This window comes from Psychrobacter sp. KH172YL61 (assembly GCF_007182895.1).
In the GTDB taxonomy this organism is placed as follows: domain Bacteria; phylum Pseudomonadota; class Gammaproteobacteria; order Pseudomonadales; family Moraxellaceae; genus Psychrobacter; species Psychrobacter pacificensis.
The window spans coordinates 3,044,468-3,060,916 of record NZ_AP019516.1 but is presented as its reverse complement, the minus strand read 5'-3'; the positions used below and the strand labels follow the sequence as shown (position 1 = coordinate 3,060,916).

Genomic DNA, 16,449 nt, shown 5'->3' with positions numbered 1-16,449 from the left:
CTGTTCTGACTAGTGGCTGTCTAGTAATTGTTTTTGAGTAATGGTTTAAGTGAGCGTTTAAGCGCTGCTTTTATTATTATCCGTATTTATAGAGACCGACTATGAGTGACTTTAAAGACCCTGATAATAAGCAAGAACCGACTAGCGGACAGCAAACCAATATTGAGACACCTCAACACGCTGAGCTACCCCCGTATCGTCAAGCTGAGGCTACCTCTACCAATAAATCTGCAAAACTACCCCCGTGGCTCATACCTGCATTGATTGCGGTGCTGGTGATTGGGTTTGTGCTAGGTAAGTATTGGGGCGGTAGTGCAGACGAGTTACGAGAGGAGTCGGTTGCCTCTAGTGGTGTGGCAGGTGGCAATGAAGCTGATAGCACTGCGAGTATGGAGCAGTCTGTTTTGTCAGTAGAAACCGTTAGCCCAAGCCAAGATGATATCGGTCGCACACTTAGCGCTGATGGCACCATCAACGCCAAAGATATCGCTAGTGTCAGTGCAAAAGTCAGTGGTGTGGCCATCGAGCGTGTATTGGTCGAAGAGGGCGACCGCGTGAGAGCGGGGCAAGTGCTCGCAATGTTTGATACCGATGCGATGGAGCAGCAAGTGCTGCAAGCTGAGGCAGATGTGGCAGAGGCAGAAGCCACACTTGCCAACGCCAGCGCCGATGCGGCCCGCGTATTGCCACTCATCGATATTGACGCCATTAGTAGACAAGAAGCCGATCGCTACCGTACTTCTGAGGTACGTGCCCGCGCAGCTTTGCAAGCATCCAAAGCCCGTTTAAGCAATCAGCGTTTGACCCTTGATAATGCCACAGTAGTTGCGCCAGTCAGCGGCGTCATCAGTGATAAAATGGTGGAGGTCGGCATGGTCGTCGGCATGGTCGCAGGCGGTGAACCGCTATTTACCATCATAAAAGGCGGGGAATTAGAATGGCGCGCAGATATCGATCCAAAGCTTGTTGGGGAAGTCACTGTTGGCACGCCTGTGCGTGTCAGCCTACCAGATGGCGACTCTGTAATGGGGAAGGTCAGTCGCATCGCGCCGACAGCGGATAACAATCGCCAAATCACCATCTATGCTAGCCTAGCGGCCAACGCAAAAGTACGCGCTGGCATGTATCAAACGGGTGAGTTTTTATTGGGTAGCAGCAACACCCAAACCGTTCCTAACAGTGCGGTGGTCAGCAATGATGGCTATGACTATGTGATGATGGTCACACAAATTCGCACCAACCACGCAGCGCAAAAAACAGGCCGTATCAAGCAGCAGCGTGTGAGTTTGGGTGAGCGTCTCGGCGATAGTGTGGCGGTCACAGAGCCATTGCCGAGCGACAGTCAAATCGTCAAGCAAGGCGGTAGTTTTTTAAACGATGGCGATTTGGTGCGCATCGTCGATGGTCTTAATCAATCCAATAATAACGCTGATACAGCTTCGCAGGCGCGCTCATGAGCCTAAATGTATCTGCTTATTCGATTAGAAATCCGTTGGTCGCTATTTTGCTGTTTGTACTGCTGACGTTGGGCGGTATCTATGGCTTTATGCAAATGAAGGTGCAGCAGTTCCCTGACATTGATTTGCCTGCCGTGGTAGTGACCGTCACCCTGCCTGGCGCGGCACCTACCCAGCTCGAAAACGACATTGCCAAAAAAGTCGAAAATAAGCTGACCAGTATCGAAGGTGTCAAGCATATTCGCACCACCCTACAAACCGGCGCTGCCACCATGGTCACTGAGTTTGTCCTAGAAAAAGACATCCAAGAAGCGGTCGATGATGTGCGCTCAGCCGTCGGTGAGGTGCGAGGGGATCTGCCAGCCGCGGCCAATGATCCGATTATTACTAAGGTCTCAACCGCAGGGTTTCCGGTGGTGACGTATTCTGTCGCCGCAGAAAACATGAATGTGGCAGATCTGTCTTGGTTCGTTGATGATACGGTCACTAAGCGGTTATCTGATATCCCTGGTGTCAGTACCGTTAGCCGTATCGGTGGCCTGCAGCGTGAGATCACCGTAGCAGCGGACCCGATTGCGCTCAGTGGTTTAAAGTTTCCTATCTCTCAGCTATCGCAGCAAATCGCTGGGATTCAGCAGGACAGCTCAGGCGGTGAAGCCGAGGTCGGTAAAACCACGCAGACCATCCGTGTCCTTGGCGCCGTTGAGCGAGCGAATGAGCTTAACGATGTACAAGTCGCAGTTCCCACTGGCGGGACGCAAGCGCTCGGACGGATGGCACAAATCACTGATGGCGCCGCTGACCCAAGCTCTATTGCTAAGCTTGACGGTAAAACAGTAGTGGCATTTAATATCACTCGCTCGCGCGGTGCCAGTGAGGTCGATGTCATGGCGCTGGTTGATGATGAGCTTGCCAAGCTGACCGCTGATACTGGCAATATTAGTATCGAAAAAGTCTATGATCGAGCGACACCCATTGCTGAGGATTATGAAGCCTCTCTACGGATGTTGATCGAAGGTGGCATTTTAGCGGTCGTCGTCGTATTTTTATTCCTGCGTAATATCCGTGCGACCATTGTCGCCGCTGTTGCTTTACCTTTATCGGTGATTCCTACCTTTTTGGGCATGTATCTCTTTGGCTTTAGTCTCAATATTATCTCCTTACTGGCCTTATCACTCGTCATTGGCGTACTGGTCGATGATGCGATCGTTGAGGTCGAAAACATCATACGACATTTGCGTATGGGTAAAACCCCTTATGAAGCGGCGATGGAGGCGGCTGATGAGATTGGTCTGGCAGTGGTTGCTACGACCTTTACTTTGATTGCTGTGTTTTTGCCGACGGCCTTTATGGGCGGTATTGTTGGGCAGTTCTTCCGTCAGTTTGGCTGGACAGCGGCTTTATCGATATTTGCGTCCTTGATGGTAGCGCGACTGATCACGCCGATGATGGCAGCTTACGTACTGCGACCAGAAAAAAATCGCGTGGAAAAACAAAGCGCGCTGATGGATTGGTATCTTAAGATTGTTTCATGGACCTTACGACAACGCTGGATCACCATCGGCGCAACTTTGATGCTGTTTGTCGCTTCATTGATGCTGGTGAAGTTGCTACCAACTTCCTTTATTCCCTGACAATGATATCGATCAGACGCGTGTTGAGATTGAGCTGACGCCAGATGTGGCGCTCGAAGATACCGAGCGCGTGGCAGCGATGGCCAGTGAGCGTATCTTGGCCATGCCCGAAGTGACCAATATCTTTACCTCGGTAGGGGGAGGCGCAAGCTGCTATGGAGCCCAGCTCTGGCGGCAAAGCCGAAAATATCGCAGGGCTAGATATCGTCCTTGCGCCGCGAGCAGAGCGTATCTCTAAGCAAGAGATTGAGCGCAAAATCAGTCATCTGCTCGCGGAGGTACCTGGCGCACGCTTTACCGTTGGTCTATCGAGCGGCGGTGAGACAGGCTATAACTTTTCTTTGACCAGTACCAATCCAGAGGTGCTAGAGCAGACCGCCCAGCAGATTATGACTGAAATCCGAGCGCTGCCCAGCGCCGGCGCAGTGACCAGTGACCGTAGCCTGCCGAGGCAAGAGCTTACGGTCATGCCTGACAGACTGGCGATGGCAGATAAAGGCGTCACCACGCAAGATATCGCCACCACGCTACGAGTGGCGACGGTCGGCGACTATGAGCAGCGCTTATCTAAGCTTAATCTCGATACTCGGCAGATTCCTATCGTGGTGCGTCTACCCGATGTTGCCAAGCAAAACGTCAGCCAATTAGAAGGCCTATACGTGCCAAGCGCGCTGCCTGCAGGACAAGGGGTACGCGTGGGCGAGGTGGCCGATCTAAATTTTGGGACAGGCCCGGCCCAGATCAACCGGCTCGATCGTGAGCGCGCCATTAGTATTACTGTGCAGCCTTCTGATGGCGAGCTTGGCGACTTGGTGCAGGCGGTCAAGTCGGTACCAGCGATGCAGACGCTGCCGCCATCGATTACCATCATTGACCAAGGTCGGGCAGAAAACATGGCAGAGCTGTTTAGTGGTTTTGTCATTGCCATGTCGGTCGGTGTGGTCTGTATTTTGGGCGTGCTGATCTTATTATTCGGCCGTTTATTACAGCCATTTACCATTTTGATGGCACTGCCGTTATCGATAGGCGGTGCGTTTGTGGGTTTGGTCATTACCAATAGTAGTCTGTCGATGCCGTCGATGATTGGTTTTATTATGCTCATGGGTATCGCAACCAAAAATTCAATCCTACTCGTCGATTACGCGTTGATTGCTCAGCGCCGCGGGCTCGCGCGTTTTGAGGCCATTATGGATGCCTGTCGCAAGCGTGCGCGGCCTATCATCATGACCACCATTGCGATGGGCGCAGGGATGCTGCCTTTGGTATTTGGGTGGGGCGATGCCGATCCGACGTTCCGTCGCCCGATGGCCGCAGCTGTGCTGGGCGGCCTTGTCACCCTCGACACTACTAAGCTTGGTAGTGATTCCGGTGGTATATACATTGATGGATGATCTATCGGGATGGTTTGCCAAATGGCTGGTGCCACATGGGAAGAAGAGAAGCCCACATATTTAACATACTGCAATACACAGTCATCATGATGATCATGCACCCCATACGTGACTACCGCGTATGGGGTTATTTGATACTTCTCACAACCAAACTGTCATAGAACCCATATGCCTTTTTACTTATCGTTTAATTGTCTGATATATCAATACGTTATAGTAACGCCATTATCAAACCGTATTCTATGATTTGTCATTAGGAGGCACTCATGAAGCTAACCGCCATCATTTTCAGTATGGTCGCCGCCTTATCACTAACCAGTTGTGCAACGCGGCAGGCAGCCAGTACCGACTGGACCCCATATCTCAAATCCATGCAAAAGGCTGTGATTATCCTAACCCGACAACCAGCAGCTTGCCCATAGCGTATCAGCAGTCCATTATTGATACCGATACACGTATCAAACCTTACAATTCGTCTGATGAGGAGCAACTGGAGCATTTGGACGAAACCATCACCACTTACACGCTAAATAACGCGACCGCCTTTGGTAAACAGCTCTCAAAAATTGAATATCTCAGCGGTTTTGAATGGTCGCATTTAAAGCTGTATTTTGCCAATAACCCACAGTCGCTACGCAGTGGATTTACGCTGCCTGTTGATAAACATGATATTAACACCGTAACCAAAAACGACAGTAGCGGCTATCAAGTGACAGGCGAGGGCTTTACGCATTTAACGTTTGATAAAAAAGATAACAGCATTGCTTGTGGGTTTGGGGTGTAGCGTAAAGTAAGATTTTTGGTGATGTATATTTTTCAGAAGTAAAACTAATAAACCTTAAGATAGTAGCGCTGCTGTCTTAAGGTTTTTTCTATCTATAAAATATATCTAATAGAAAATGACGTATTTATGATTAAAAAAAGTCACAACTACTAATAATGAATAAAATTCAACTTATAATAAGTTTATATCGTTTTTATTCATGTTAAAGATTTGTTTAAATATACCCATACAGACATTTAGTATTATCTCAATTTGTAGGGTAGGAATCACCATGACTAAGCCTTTTGCATGCTCAATCAAGCACATTCGTTTTGATGAAAACTATCAGCCTGCCAGCAGCACGCGCATGACGACCAACTTTGCCAATCTGGCGCGCGGCGAGCAGCGTGAAGACAATCTGCGTAAAGCGTTGACCATGATTAACAACCGCTTTAACGCGCTGGCACATTGGGACAACCCCAATGCCGATCGTTATTCGGTCGAAGTGGACATCGTGTCTGCCAACATGGATATCGAAGGCAATGGCGATGCGTTCCCTGTGATTGAGATGCTACAAACCACCATCGTGGACCATAAAGAAAACAAGCGCATCGATGGCATGATTGGCAACAGTTTCTCATCTTACGTGCGCGATTATGATTTTAGCGTGGTGCTACTGGAGCATTTTAATAAGCATCCAAATACCAAAGCGCCTGACGACTTTGGCGACTTACACGGCAAATTGTTTCAATATTTATTGAACTCAGAGGCCTACAAAGCCCACTTTAACAAACAGCCTGTGATTTGCTTGAGTGTCTCAACCAGCAAGACCTATTATCGTACTGCCAATCAGCATCCAGTATTGGGCGTAGAATACAAGCAAGATGAGTACTCATTGACCGATGATTATTTTCATAAGATGGGCCTAGTCGTACGTTACTTTAAGCCTGAGGGCAGCGCTGCACCATTAGCGTTTTATTTTGCGGGTGATTTGACCAGCGACTATACCGATCTTGAGCTGATCAGCGCAATCAGCACGATGGAGACGTTCCAAAAGATTTATCGTCCTGAGATTTATAACGCCAATTCAACGGCAGGTCAGGTCTATCAGCCAAGCCTAAAATACCAAGACTATTCGCTCACGCAGATTGTCTATGACCGTGAAGAGCGTAGCCAAATGGCGGTCAAACAAGGCAAATTTACCGAAACGCATTTTATCAAGCCTTACCAAGATATTCTTGAAGCATGGGCAGCCAATTACGCTGTAAACAAGAACGTCGCTTAAAAAATCCAAATATAAAAGCGCACGCTATAACACCTAAAATAGAGAAGACAATACGACATGACTTTATTATTACCAACATCGACCGCTGGCAGCTTGCCAAAACCCTCTTGGTTGGCAGAACCTGAAAAAATTTGGTCGCCGTGGCAACTTGACGGTGAAGAATTGCTTCAGGCAAAACAGGATGCGCTGCTAGTATCGCTACAAGAGCAAGTGCAAGCAGGCGTCGATATCGTCAGTGATGGCGAGCAAACCCGCCAGCATTTTGTGACTACATTTATCGAACACTTAGACGGCGTCGATTTTACCAATCGTAAAACCGTTAAAATTCGTGATCGCTATGAAGCAAGCGTGCCGTCGGTAGTGGGCAGTGTTAGCCGCTCAAAGCCTGTGTTTGTAGATGATGCAAAATTTTTACGCAGTCAAACCGACCAGCCGATCAAATGGGCGCTGCCCGGCCCGATGACCATGATCGATACGCTGTATGATGGTCACTACAAGAGCCGTGAAAACTGGCATGGGAGTTTGCTAAAATTCTCAATCAAGAGGCCCGCGAGTTAGAAGCAGCAGGCGTGGATATTATCCAATTCGATGAGCCGGCGTTTAACGTCTTTTTCGATGACGTCAATGATTGGGGCATTGCGACACTAGAGCGTGCTATAGAGGGACTTCAATGTGAGACAGCAGTACATATCTGCTACGGTTACGGCATCAAAGCCAATAACGACTGGAAAAAACGCTGGGCTCAGAGTGGCGTCAGTATGAGCAAGCGTTTCCTAAATTGCAGCAGTCCAATATCGATATCGTCTCATTAGAATGTCAAAACTCACATGTGCCCATGGATTTGATAGAGCTCATCCGCGGTAAAAAAGTGATGGTTGGTGCAATCGATGTCGCCACTAATGATATTGAAACTCCTGAGGAGGTAGCCGATACGCTACGCAAGGCCTTACAATTTGTCGATGCGGACAAGCTGTACCCCTCGACCAACTGCGGTATGGCGCCGTTGTCTCGTGAGGTGGCACGCGGCAAGCTACATGCGCTGAGCGCTGGTGCGGCAATCGTGCGGCAAGAGCTGAGCGTTTAGCAAAACTTAACAAGTTTTGGCTTGTTTAAGCTTATGAGTGGCCTCAGTAAACAAGGTACTTATAGATTTAACGTTTCTCAGGATTGTAGTAATGATAAAAGATATGATTGAAGCCACTGACTTTAGAGATGCCATGGCGCTATTGCCCACGGCGGTCAATGTGATCACCACCAATGGTCCGTCAGGCACTCATGGGTTTACTGCCTCGGCGGTATGTAGCGTCACTGATACACCGCCGACACTGCTAGTATGTATGAATCAAGCGGCGCGCTCGCATGGGCATTTTGTGGATAATAAAGTCTTGAGCGTCAATGTGCTTGGTGCCCAGCATGAACACTTATCTAATGCTTTTGCTTCTAAACTAAGCTCAGATGAGCGCTTCGAGCAAGGAGTTTGGACTGAGCTTGTGACAGGCGCGCCTATCCTGAAAGATGCGCTAGTGAGCTTTGATTGTGAGATTGAGCACATTCAAGAAGTGGGTACGCATAGTGTGCTGATGTGCCGAGTGGTCGCTATCAAACCTCCAGAATCCCCAAGCGGGCAAGATGAGAGTTTAGTGTATTTTAACCGTGCTTATCATTACGTCGGTCAAGTTGAGCTTGTATAAGTCATAACTGGCATTAATATAGAGCACTTGCTCAGAAAATAAATCTATATAAGAAGACACTATCCCGTGGAACTACTCATTTTTTTAATCATAGGTGCACTAGCAGGGTTTGCGGCCGGGCTTTTCGGCGTGGGCGGTGGCACCATTATCGTACCGCTGTTATTTATCGTCTTTACCCAAATGGGCTATGATGCCGATACCATTATGCATCTGGCTTTGGGGACGTCGCTTGCGACCATCATCGTCACTTCGATCAGCTCGCTGATGGCGCATAATAAAAAGGGCGGCGTCATGTGGCCGGTCTTTAAAAATCTAGCACCTGGTTTGGCGCTAGGGTGTTTTTTGGGAGCAGGGATAGCAGGGCAAATATCAGGGTTATATCTGCAGCTTATCGTCGGGGTGTTTTTACTGTGGGTCGCTTATAGAATGTTTACCGCTGGTAAAAGACGTACACATATGAGTGATGCGAGTCATACGCCTGTGGTATTACCGTCTAAACCCAAGCAACTTGCGGCAGGTGGTATTATTGGTGTGGCTTCGGCCATTTTTGGTATTGGCGGTGGCAGCTTAACGGTGCCGTATCTCACCCGTTATAATGTGGTCATGCAAAGGCGGTAGGCACGTCGGCGGCGTGTGGTTTGCCTATTGCCATTGCTGGTGCGCTCGGCTTTATGTTCTTTGGTATGCAGCAGCAAGTTGATGTACCCAATACCATTGGCTTTGTGCATATTTATGCCTTTTTGGGCATTGCGAGTATGAGCTTTTTACCGCTAAAGTTGGGGCAAAAGTCGCTCATATGCTCTCACCGCCACTGTTAAAGAAGTGCTTTTCGGTATTGTTATTCGTAGTGGGACTTTATTTTCTGTATAAAGGGTTATTTTGAAGATTTGGATTGGTGTGTTTGAAATATGAAGACTAAGAACGATATGATATTGCTTAATATTGAAAATCACGCCTAGTTTAGTAATCTATTATAAAATGCTACTTTTCTTGCTTGCTGTGACTGCGTCTCCAGAGGCTGCGAAAAATAGCGTTTAATCTTGCTATACCATTTTTATAATGGTTTCACTATAACATCCATTATATTCTTAGCGGTTTTCTTTGGTTTAGAAGCTATTAGACTTGAGACTGTCAGGTAAGCTTCATTAACTATAGTTAGCTGAATGTAAAACTGTTATGGATTTAAACGCGCTACTGGTATAAATTTTACTTGCGTGCTGCGTTCCCAGAGGCTGCGCAAAATTCATCCCAGTAGCGCTATGACATTTTTAGAGTGTATTGACTATATCGAAAATTCTATCTAAACATCAAGAATGATGCAGGTTGTGGTGGCATGAGCATACAACTTGCCATCAGGCCCCACAATTTTTCCTTCAGCAGTTGCTGTTCTTCGACCAGCATGAATGACTTTACCTTCAGCCCGTACTAAAGGTGTTGCCACTGTCAAAGCTCGCACCATATTTACTTTTATCTCTAAAGTTGTATAGGTTTTTCCTGCTGGTAAAGGGTATGTACAGCGCAGCCAACAGCAGAATCTAAAAGCGTACAAAACCAGCCACCATGGACTGTACCCAATGGGTTGTAATGATGACGCTTTGGACGCCCTTGAAAAACGGCAATACCTTTTCCATATGAATAGGAGTGTAGTCGAGCGTTAGACCAATAGGGAGGATGAGGCAGCTCTCCTGCAAACATAGCGTTAAAAATGTCCATACCGCTGCGAGTGGTTAAGTCTGATAATGGAATGACGTCAGCGTCACCTAGCTTTTCTCTAATACGTGCTTCTTCTGTTTCCCATGTTGCTATAGTTTCTTCAACATTCATTTTCAATTCCTTAAAACGATAAATAAGAGGTTAGCTCATTCTTATAAAGACCAAAGTTTTATCAATTAGTGTTCTTGATGTTTGCTTTTATTTTTAAAATACATCGTTACATAGCCGATTAACCAAAAAGCACATATTGCTTGGAAACCAGATAAGACTGTGCATGGTGATCGTCATAATATTATCAGTCTCAACGTTGTAGTGTAGTAGTGACAATAAACCCATCAAGGCATACAAATAAAGCCACCAATGCCCCTTGCTCATCTGGCTTTTGACAGCCACGATCAAGCCGTAGATACCGATTGGTGTCATGACGAACCAAAAAGCATCTACCAGATGAGGGGATAACCAATCAGGCTCAGGATAGTGGTCAAAATAAACCACATTATGAACATAGTGCAAAATGCTCGAGAACACATTAAGTAATACAATGAAAATTAAGGTCTTATAATGTTTGTAACGATTTATCATGGTGTACCTTGTTGATCGTCTCTAAAATATCTTGCCAAATATGAGTGTTCTTGCTTCTAAAATAGCCAAAATGCCCAATTGATTGGTCTGATCCCTTGCTAATGGTATAGCGTTTAAAAGTGATGGGTTGATCGCTAGTCACATTTTTCCAAAAATTATGCAGGTTGCGTTCAGTGCAGATTTCATCATCATCGGCAGTGAAGACGAAAGTTGGCACATTAAAATTCTTGTAAGTCCCAAGGGGAATGGTTTTCCCATAGAATTTATCTGAGAAAAACAGCTCTTTTTCTCGGCACCAAGCCCCCATTCATCTGTAAAACCAGCTGGCAAATCTTCCATGAGTTTGAAGCTTTTAGCCGGCACATAATTAAAGACTTTATTACTAAGCGGGGCTAAAAAACGGAAAAAGAAGTTAGCCTTAAGACGATAGCGAAGCGGCATATAGCTAAAGTATCCTGCTGAGACAGCCACTGCAATTAGAGCATCTAATTGATCGGCGTTATGAGCCAGACCTACCTGTTGACCACCAGTACTATGACCCACACAATACAAGGGTAAATCCTTAAATAGGCGCTTAGCTGTATCGATGGCAGCTGGAATGTCATAGCGCCCAATATCAGAATACTGGTAATGACACTCCTTTAGATGACTTATTTTAGAATCGCAAAACCCTCTATAGTTCCAAAGAATGACATGAAAACCATGCTCTCTTAAGTATTTAGCAAACGGCAAATAATAAGAAGTATTGGTAGCGGTTCCTGGATTTATTAGAACAACGGCCTTAGGGTTATTCGCTTTATAGAGGGTTGCACGCAGCTCGACGTTGTCGTCCGTCAGAATATTTATATCCATAAAAGAACCTACTTGTTGTTAATTAACGCCTACTATAAACTATGGACATTACTCCACAGTCAAGCGTTAATTGAGGGTGCTCGCTAATGAATATAAAAGAATTAACTGAAACAGTCGGACTAAGCAGAGATACCATTCGTTTTTACGAAAGGGAAGGATTAATTTCGTCACCATCTAGAAAATCTAATGGTTATAGAGATTACGATAACAGGATTGTAGAACAGCTCAATATGATTATTATGGCGAAGGAGTTAGGTTTCACCTTAAAAGAGATTAGAGAGCTAACAGAGCTATTGTATTCAAACAACCTGACGCAATCACAAATGGGTGAAAAGCTTCTAGAAAAAACAAGCAAATTGAAGTTAAGATTCTAGAGTTATCTAAAATGAAAGCGTTAATAGATGATGCATTAAAAGGCATGTGTTCTTATAAGGATAAGCTAGCGCTTTAATCTAAGTTATGAAAGGTCCCGATACAGTACCTCCAGGTCTCAAATCATCTAAACCAATATCATGGGATAAAATTGACCTACTGCTATTTACTGCCTCAATCTTGTACTTTGCTTGAGGGAACTCAGACTTCATGAACTCAGCTATCTCTTCCTTGGTTGCTGACATAGGGCTGTAGTGGTGTGTTCGTTTAGTCTTGTGACCAAAGACACGGTGAGATCTTCCAAGTGAGAATATATCAGCTATTTTGACAAATGGCTGATAATCTTTCAAAGACTCAGTTGTTGTGGGTCCTTTTCTATTTTTGTTATTCACAAAAAATCCTTTGCCACCTCGTTGATACAAGATAGCAAAGGATGAATCCTCACACAATAGTGTGACAGGTAATTTATTAATAAAAATTATAATAAAATCAATAACTTATATTACTCAACTGTCACTGATTTGGCAAGATTGCGTGGCTGATCGACATCAGTACCGCGCATCACGGCCACATGGTAAGACAGTAGCTGTATGGGTACGCTGTAGACGATAGGGGCAAGCGTCTCGCAAACTGCTTTAACATGTACTACATGTAGGCGGTCTTCAGCATTGATGTGACTATCTTCACTGGCAAAGACGAACAGCTCGCCGTGACGGGCATGTACTTCTTGCATGTTGGCTTTGAGCTTATCGAGCATACTGTCTTTGGGTGCCAGCACGACGATTGGCATGTCTTTGTCAACAAGCGCTAGCGGACCGTGTTTGAGCTCACCTGCGGCGTAGCCTTCAGCGTGGATATAAGAGATTTCTTTGAGCTTCAATGCGCCTTCTAGAGCGATAGGGAACTGTAGACCGCGCCCTAAAAATAAGCAGCTTTTCTTATCTTCAAAGTGCTCCGCCATCGCTTTGATCGGAGCATCAAGGTGCAAGCTGGCATAGAGTTGACCGGGCAGCTTTTGTAGCTCGCCAAGTAAGGTGCTTAGGTTTGCGCTGTCGATACGCTGCTGTACTGCGCCTGTTTTTAAGACCAATAGCATGAGTGCGACCAGCTGGGTGGTAAAAGCTTTGGTCGATGCTACACCGATCTCAGGACCTGCAAGGGTCGGCAAGAATATGTCTGTCTCGCGAACCAAGGATGAGGTAGGCACGTTACATAGTGCTAGACTAACCAGTCCTGCTGGGTTTTGTTTTTGATCTCACGCAGGGCTGATAAGGTATCGGCTGTTTCACCAGACTGAGAGATACAAATCACCAGCGAGTTGTCGAGTACTACAGGATTGCGATAGCGGAATTCACTAGCAACCTCAACAGAGCAGGATAGGCGCATCAAGCTCTCAAACCAATATTTAGCAACCATCCCCGCATGATAGCTAGTGCCGCAAGCGATGATTTGTACATGCTGTACGCCTGATAATTGCGCTTCATTGCGTGCTAAAAAGTCATCACGCAGGGCTGATGCTTGGCGGTTATCAATCGCCATCTCAAGCGTACGCGCGACTGCATCTGGCTGCTCATAGATTTCTTTGAGCATATAGTGCTTGAACTCGCCTTTGTCAGCATTATGCTGCTTGGCATCGATTTCATGCACTTCGCGGCTGACTTCCTCGCCATTGACATAGACTTTAATACTGTCACGGGTCAATTTGGCAATATCGCCTTCTTCTAGGTACATAAAGCGGTTGGTGACTGGCAGTAGTGCCAGCTGATCTGAGGCGATAAAATTTTCACCAATACCAACACCGATGACCAAAGGCGAACCTAAACGTACCGCGACCAGCTCATCTGGTGTGTCCACGTGAATGATGCCTAAAGCAAATGCACCATGCAGCTTAGGAATCACTGCGCGTACCGCTTCTAGCAAATCATTGGTTTGCTCATAAATGTCATGAATCAGATGCGCCACCACTTCGGTGTCGGTTTGTGAGGTAAACGCGTAGCCTTTAGCGATGAGCTCTTTTTGAGTTCAGCGTAGTTTTCGACGATACCATTGTGAACGACGGCAATCTTACCAGATATGTGCGGATGGGCATTGCGCTGTGCAGGTTCGCCATGCGTGGCCCAGCGAGTATGAGCGATACCAATATGCCCATCAAAAAAATCGGTACTGGCTTCAACCGCATCGACCAAGGCTTGAACCTTGCCCACTTGACGCTCGCGATGTAATTCACCATCACGAATGACGGTTAAACCAGCCGAATCGTAGCCTCGATATTCTAGACGCTTAAGACCTTCAAGCAAGATATTCGCAATATTGCGTTCAGCAACTGCGCCAACGATTCCACACATGGCTTTTCCTTAAATTTGTTTTTTAATAATTCAATATATGATGGTACAAGACTAGTAAGTGTCGTTAGCTACCAATGCTCAGTTATTAGCTCAAAAGTATGATGAAGCAGTACTACCACGATTGCCGTACTGCTTAGGTTTACTCAAGAATGACGACGATTGATCAAACTTTCGATAAATCAGTTATTTTTTAGTCGGTCGTTGAAAGTCATTTTTTTGTACCTGACGAGCTCGGCCAAATGCTAAAGCACTACTATCAACGTCTTTGGTAATGACAGAACCTGCAGCGATGGTAGCCGTATCTCCGATGGTTACTGGCGCGACTAGGCTTGCATTGGAACCAATAAAGGCATTATCTCCAATGATAGTCTGCGACTTGTTGACACCGTCGTAATTACAAGTAATGACACCTGCACCGACATTGACGCCTGTGCCGACAGTTGCATCACCGATGTAGCTTAGGTGATTTACTTTACTGCCTTGACCGATTGTTGATTTTTTGATTTCAACAAAGTTACCGACTTTGCTGTTGTCAGACAATACCGTATCAGGACGCAGGTGTGCAAAAGGTCCTATGTCGACACCAGCTCCGATGTCAGCGCGATCAATCACACAGTAAGGCTTAATATAACAAGCATTGCCTATCTGAGCGTTTTTGATGACGCAGCCTGCTTCAATATAGACATTGTCGCCTAAAGTGCAGTCGCCTTCAAATACCACATTGACGTCAATAAACACATCTTGTCCGGCACTCAACGACCCGCGAATATCCACGCGCGTGGGATCGGCAAATTGAACGCCCGCTTCTTGTAGGTCGGCGACTATCTTGCGTTGCCACGTGCGCTCTAGGCTTGCGAGTTGTTGGCGGTTATTAACCCCTTCAATCTCAAACGTATGCTCAGGCTCAATCGCCGCAATCGTAATACCATCAGCGACGGCCATTTTGACGATGTCAGTGAGGTAATATTCTTGTTGCGCGTTATTGTTAGAGAGCTCTGGCAAATACTTATGCAGTAGGGCGTTGTCTACGCAGTAGATACCACTGTTGATCTCCTTAATATTTTGCTCGTCAGCACTGGCATCTTTTTGCTCAACGATGGCTTCAATGTTGCCGTTTTGGTCACGTTTGATACGACCCAACCCGAACGGATTATCGACAGTCAACGTCAGCATAGACATACCATCAGTATTGGCAGCTTTTAAAGCAGCTAATGTCTGGCAGCTGACCAATGGCACATCACCATATAGAATGAGACTTTTCCCTGATTTCGGTAAATCAGACAGTGTCACTTTGACCGCATGACCTGTTCCTAACTGCTCAGTTTGAGCAACCCAAGTAAACGACGACTGTGTATATTGGTTGGTAATCTCTGACTTTACTTGATCACCGCCAAAACCATGGACAATGATGGTTTCATCAACAGTGAGCTGATTGCAAGTATCTAATACGTGGGCCAATAATGACTTACCAGCTAGGGTCTGCAAAACCTTTGGCTTTGCCGACTGCATGCGAGTGCCTTTACCGGCCGCTAAAATAATCACAGAAAGAGGAGATGTCATAATAAGCCTACAAATGTAACAAAATATAATGTTGAATTATAGCGTAAAAACTTGCACAAAAAAAATTATGACGTGCAAGCTTTGTAACTTGAATACCCAAAACTTAAGCAAGCAAAATCAAATACGTAAGATGGCTAAACCGAAGTAATGATTTCCGCGGAATAATATTAAAAGACATAAACATCATCACAATGATGTAAATAATCAACCAAATCACTGCTGCCATAACCCCTGCAATAATGTCATCCAACATTACCCCAAGGCCACCCGCAACCTTTTTGTCTGCCCAACCAATCGGTGGTGGCTTTAAAATATCAAATACGCGAAATAGGGATAAAAGCAGTCGGTAGCCAGCCCCAAAACATCGGCAGCATCATTATCGACAAGGTATTTTTAGACGTAGGAAATACATATGATAATATATAAGATAACGGCAATAGGGTAATCCACATGCCAGCCCATTCATCCCACACAATATGCGGATCATCGTGTACCTGCATCAACTCAGACGTACGCCCGCAAATCCAAACACCAACCAAACACGACAAAATCGTCAAGATTAAAAAAGGAACGAAACCCAAGCTCATCAGTGGCACACCCACAATCAGACCACCAACCGTGCCCCACGTACCGGGGGCGCGTCGAGGTAGGCCGCTGCCCAAACCTAGTCCGAGCCAATAAACCATGCGGTCAAGCATACTGGCACCGATTGGTAGAGGCGGGCAATCATTTGCTTGTCGAATATCAGGCTTAGATAAGTGTTGATCAGTCATGAATTAGCCTGTGAAATGTTGATAACCGGTG

At 46.1% G+C, this 16,449-nt stretch carries 11 protein-coding genes and 5 pseudogenes; 8 read left to right on the top strand and 8 right to left on the bottom strand.

The genetic code is table 11. From position 1 onward, the window contains the following. Positions 1-101: 101 nt before the first annotated feature. From PKHYL_RS16325 to PKHYL_RS16295, 7 genes and pseudogenes are all read left to right on the top strand, one after another. On the top strand, positions 102-1,457 hold the full coding sequence (locus PKHYL_RS16325) for an efflux RND transporter periplasmic adaptor subunit (RefSeq protein WP_240365627.1): 1,356 nt from the start codon (positions 102-104) through the stop codon (positions 1,455-1,457). Continuing rightward, positions 1,454-4,546, top strand: a pseudogene (locus PKHYL_RS16320) (efflux RND transporter permease subunit). Before PKHYL_RS16325 ends, PKHYL_RS16320 begins: the two are co-directional and overlap by 4 nt. Before the next feature lie 183 nt (positions 4,547-4,729). Then, on the top strand, positions 4,730-5,266 hold the full coding sequence (locus PKHYL_RS16315; RefSeq protein ID WP_240365626.1) for a hypothetical protein: 537 nt from the start codon (positions 4,730-4,732) through the stop codon (positions 5,264-5,266). A gap of 271 nt (positions 5,267-5,537) precedes the next feature. After that, positions 5,538-6,530 carry a DUF1852 domain-containing protein gene (locus PKHYL_RS16310; RefSeq protein WP_071002731.1) on the top strand — a complete coding sequence of 331 codons (993 nt, stop codon included), beginning with the start codon at positions 5,538-5,540 and terminating at the stop codon, positions 6,528-6,530. A 57-nt stretch (positions 6,531-6,587) separates the two neighbouring features. Then, positions 6,588-7,614: pseudogene (locus PKHYL_RS16305) on the top strand (methionine synthase). Between the two features lie 103 nt (positions 7,615-7,717). Beyond that, positions 7,718-8,221, top strand: a complete 504-nt coding sequence (locus tag PKHYL_RS16300) for a flavin reductase (protein ID WP_025646795.1) — start codon at positions 7,718-7,720, stop codon at positions 8,219-8,221. A 66-nt stretch (positions 8,222-8,287) separates the two neighbouring features. Beyond that, a pseudogene (locus PKHYL_RS16295) lies at positions 8,288-9,104 on the top strand (sulfite exporter TauE/SafE family protein). 417 nt (positions 9,105-9,521) lie between these two features. Here PKHYL_RS16295 and PKHYL_RS16290 read toward each other — a convergent pair. The 4 genes from PKHYL_RS16290 to PKHYL_RS16275 all read right to left on the bottom strand — a co-directional run bounded on the left by PKHYL_RS16290 (position 9,522) and on the right by PKHYL_RS16275 (position 11,368). Continuing rightward, positions 9,522-9,680 (bottom strand): PaaI family thioesterase, encoded by a 159-nt coding sequence (locus PKHYL_RS16290; RefSeq protein WP_240365625.1) that lies wholly within the window; start codon positions 9,678-9,680, stop codon positions 9,522-9,524. Positions 9,681-9,694: 14 nt separating this feature from the next. After that, positions 9,695-10,045: a PaaI family thioesterase gene (locus PKHYL_RS16285; RefSeq protein WP_240365624.1), complete on the bottom strand. Its 351-nt coding sequence runs from the start codon at positions 10,043-10,045 to the stop codon at positions 9,695-9,697. Positions 10,046-10,138: 93 nt separating this feature from the next. Then, on the bottom strand, positions 10,139-10,429 hold the full coding sequence (locus PKHYL_RS16280) for a hypothetical protein (RefSeq protein WP_240365623.1): 291 nt from the start codon (positions 10,427-10,429) through the stop codon (positions 10,139-10,141). 225 nt (positions 10,430-10,654) lie between these two features. After that, positions 10,655-11,368 carry an alpha/beta hydrolase family protein gene (locus tag PKHYL_RS16275; RefSeq protein WP_240365622.1) on the bottom strand — a complete coding sequence of 238 codons (714 nt, stop codon included), beginning with the start codon at positions 11,366-11,368 and terminating at the stop codon, positions 10,655-10,657. An 86-nt stretch (positions 11,369-11,454) separates the two neighbouring features. On the opposite strand from PKHYL_RS16275, the gene PKHYL_RS16270 reads away from it, so the two are divergent. Next, a complete protein-coding gene (locus tag PKHYL_RS16270; RefSeq protein ID WP_240365621.1) occupies positions 11,455-11,742 on the top strand; it encodes a MerR family transcriptional regulator in 288 nt (95 codons plus the stop codon). 78 nt (positions 11,743-11,820) lie between these two features. Here the strand turns inward: PKHYL_RS16270 and PKHYL_RS16265 are convergent, their stop codons facing one another. From PKHYL_RS16265 to PKHYL_RS16240, 4 genes and pseudogenes are all read right to left on the bottom strand, one after another. After that, positions 11,821-12,132 (bottom strand): hypothetical protein, encoded by a 312-nt coding sequence (locus PKHYL_RS16265; RefSeq protein WP_240365620.1) that lies wholly within the window; start codon positions 12,130-12,132, stop codon positions 11,821-11,823. A 110-nt stretch (positions 12,133-12,242) separates the two neighbouring features. After that, a pseudogene (gene glmS / locus PKHYL_RS17865) lies at positions 12,243-14,085 on the bottom strand (glutamine--fructose-6-phosphate transaminase (isomerizing)). A gap of 183 nt (positions 14,086-14,268) precedes the next feature. Next, positions 14,269-15,645 (bottom strand): bifunctional UDP-N-acetylglucosamine diphosphorylase/glucosamine-1-phosphate N-acetyltransferase GlmU, encoded by a 1,377-nt coding sequence (glmU, locus tag PKHYL_RS16245; protein WP_093070089.1) that lies wholly within the window; start codon positions 15,643-15,645, stop codon positions 14,269-14,271. 103 nt (positions 15,646-15,748) lie between these two features. Then, a pseudogene (locus PKHYL_RS16240) lies at positions 15,749-16,418 on the bottom strand (phosphatidylglycerophosphatase A family protein). Between the last annotated feature and the right edge of the window lie 31 nt (positions 16,419-16,449).

Bases quoted from the DNA above. Each gene is read 5' to 3' on its own strand.
- PKHYL_RS16325 (WP_240365627.1), top strand. From the start codon at position 102: ATGAGTGACTTTAAAGACCCTGATAATAAGCAAGAACCGACTAGCGGA.
- PKHYL_RS16310 (WP_071002731.1), top strand. From the start codon at position 5,538: ATGACTAAGCCTTTTGCATGCTCAATCAAGCACATTCGTTTTGATGAA.
- PKHYL_RS16300 (WP_025646795.1), top strand. From the start codon at position 7,718: ATGATTGAAGCCACTGACTTTAGAGATGCCATGGCGCTATTGCCCACG.
- PKHYL_RS16290 (WP_240365625.1), bottom strand. From the start codon at position 9,680: ATGGTGCGAGCTTTGACAGTGGCAACACCTTTAGTACGGGCTGAAGGT.
- PKHYL_RS16285 (WP_240365624.1), bottom strand. From the start codon at position 10,045: ATGAATGTTGAAGAAACTATAGCAACATGGGAAACAGAAGAAGCACGT.
- PKHYL_RS16275 (WP_240365622.1), bottom strand. From the start codon at position 11,368: ATGGATATAAATATTCTGACGGACGACAACGTCGAGCTGCGTGCAACC.
- PKHYL_RS16270 (WP_240365621.1), top strand. From the start codon at position 11,455: ATGAATATAAAAGAATTAACTGAAACAGTCGGACTAAGCAGAGATACC.
- glmU (WP_093070089.1), bottom strand. From the start codon at position 15,645: ATGACATCTCCTCTTTCTGTGATTATTTTAGCGGCCGGTAAAGGCACT.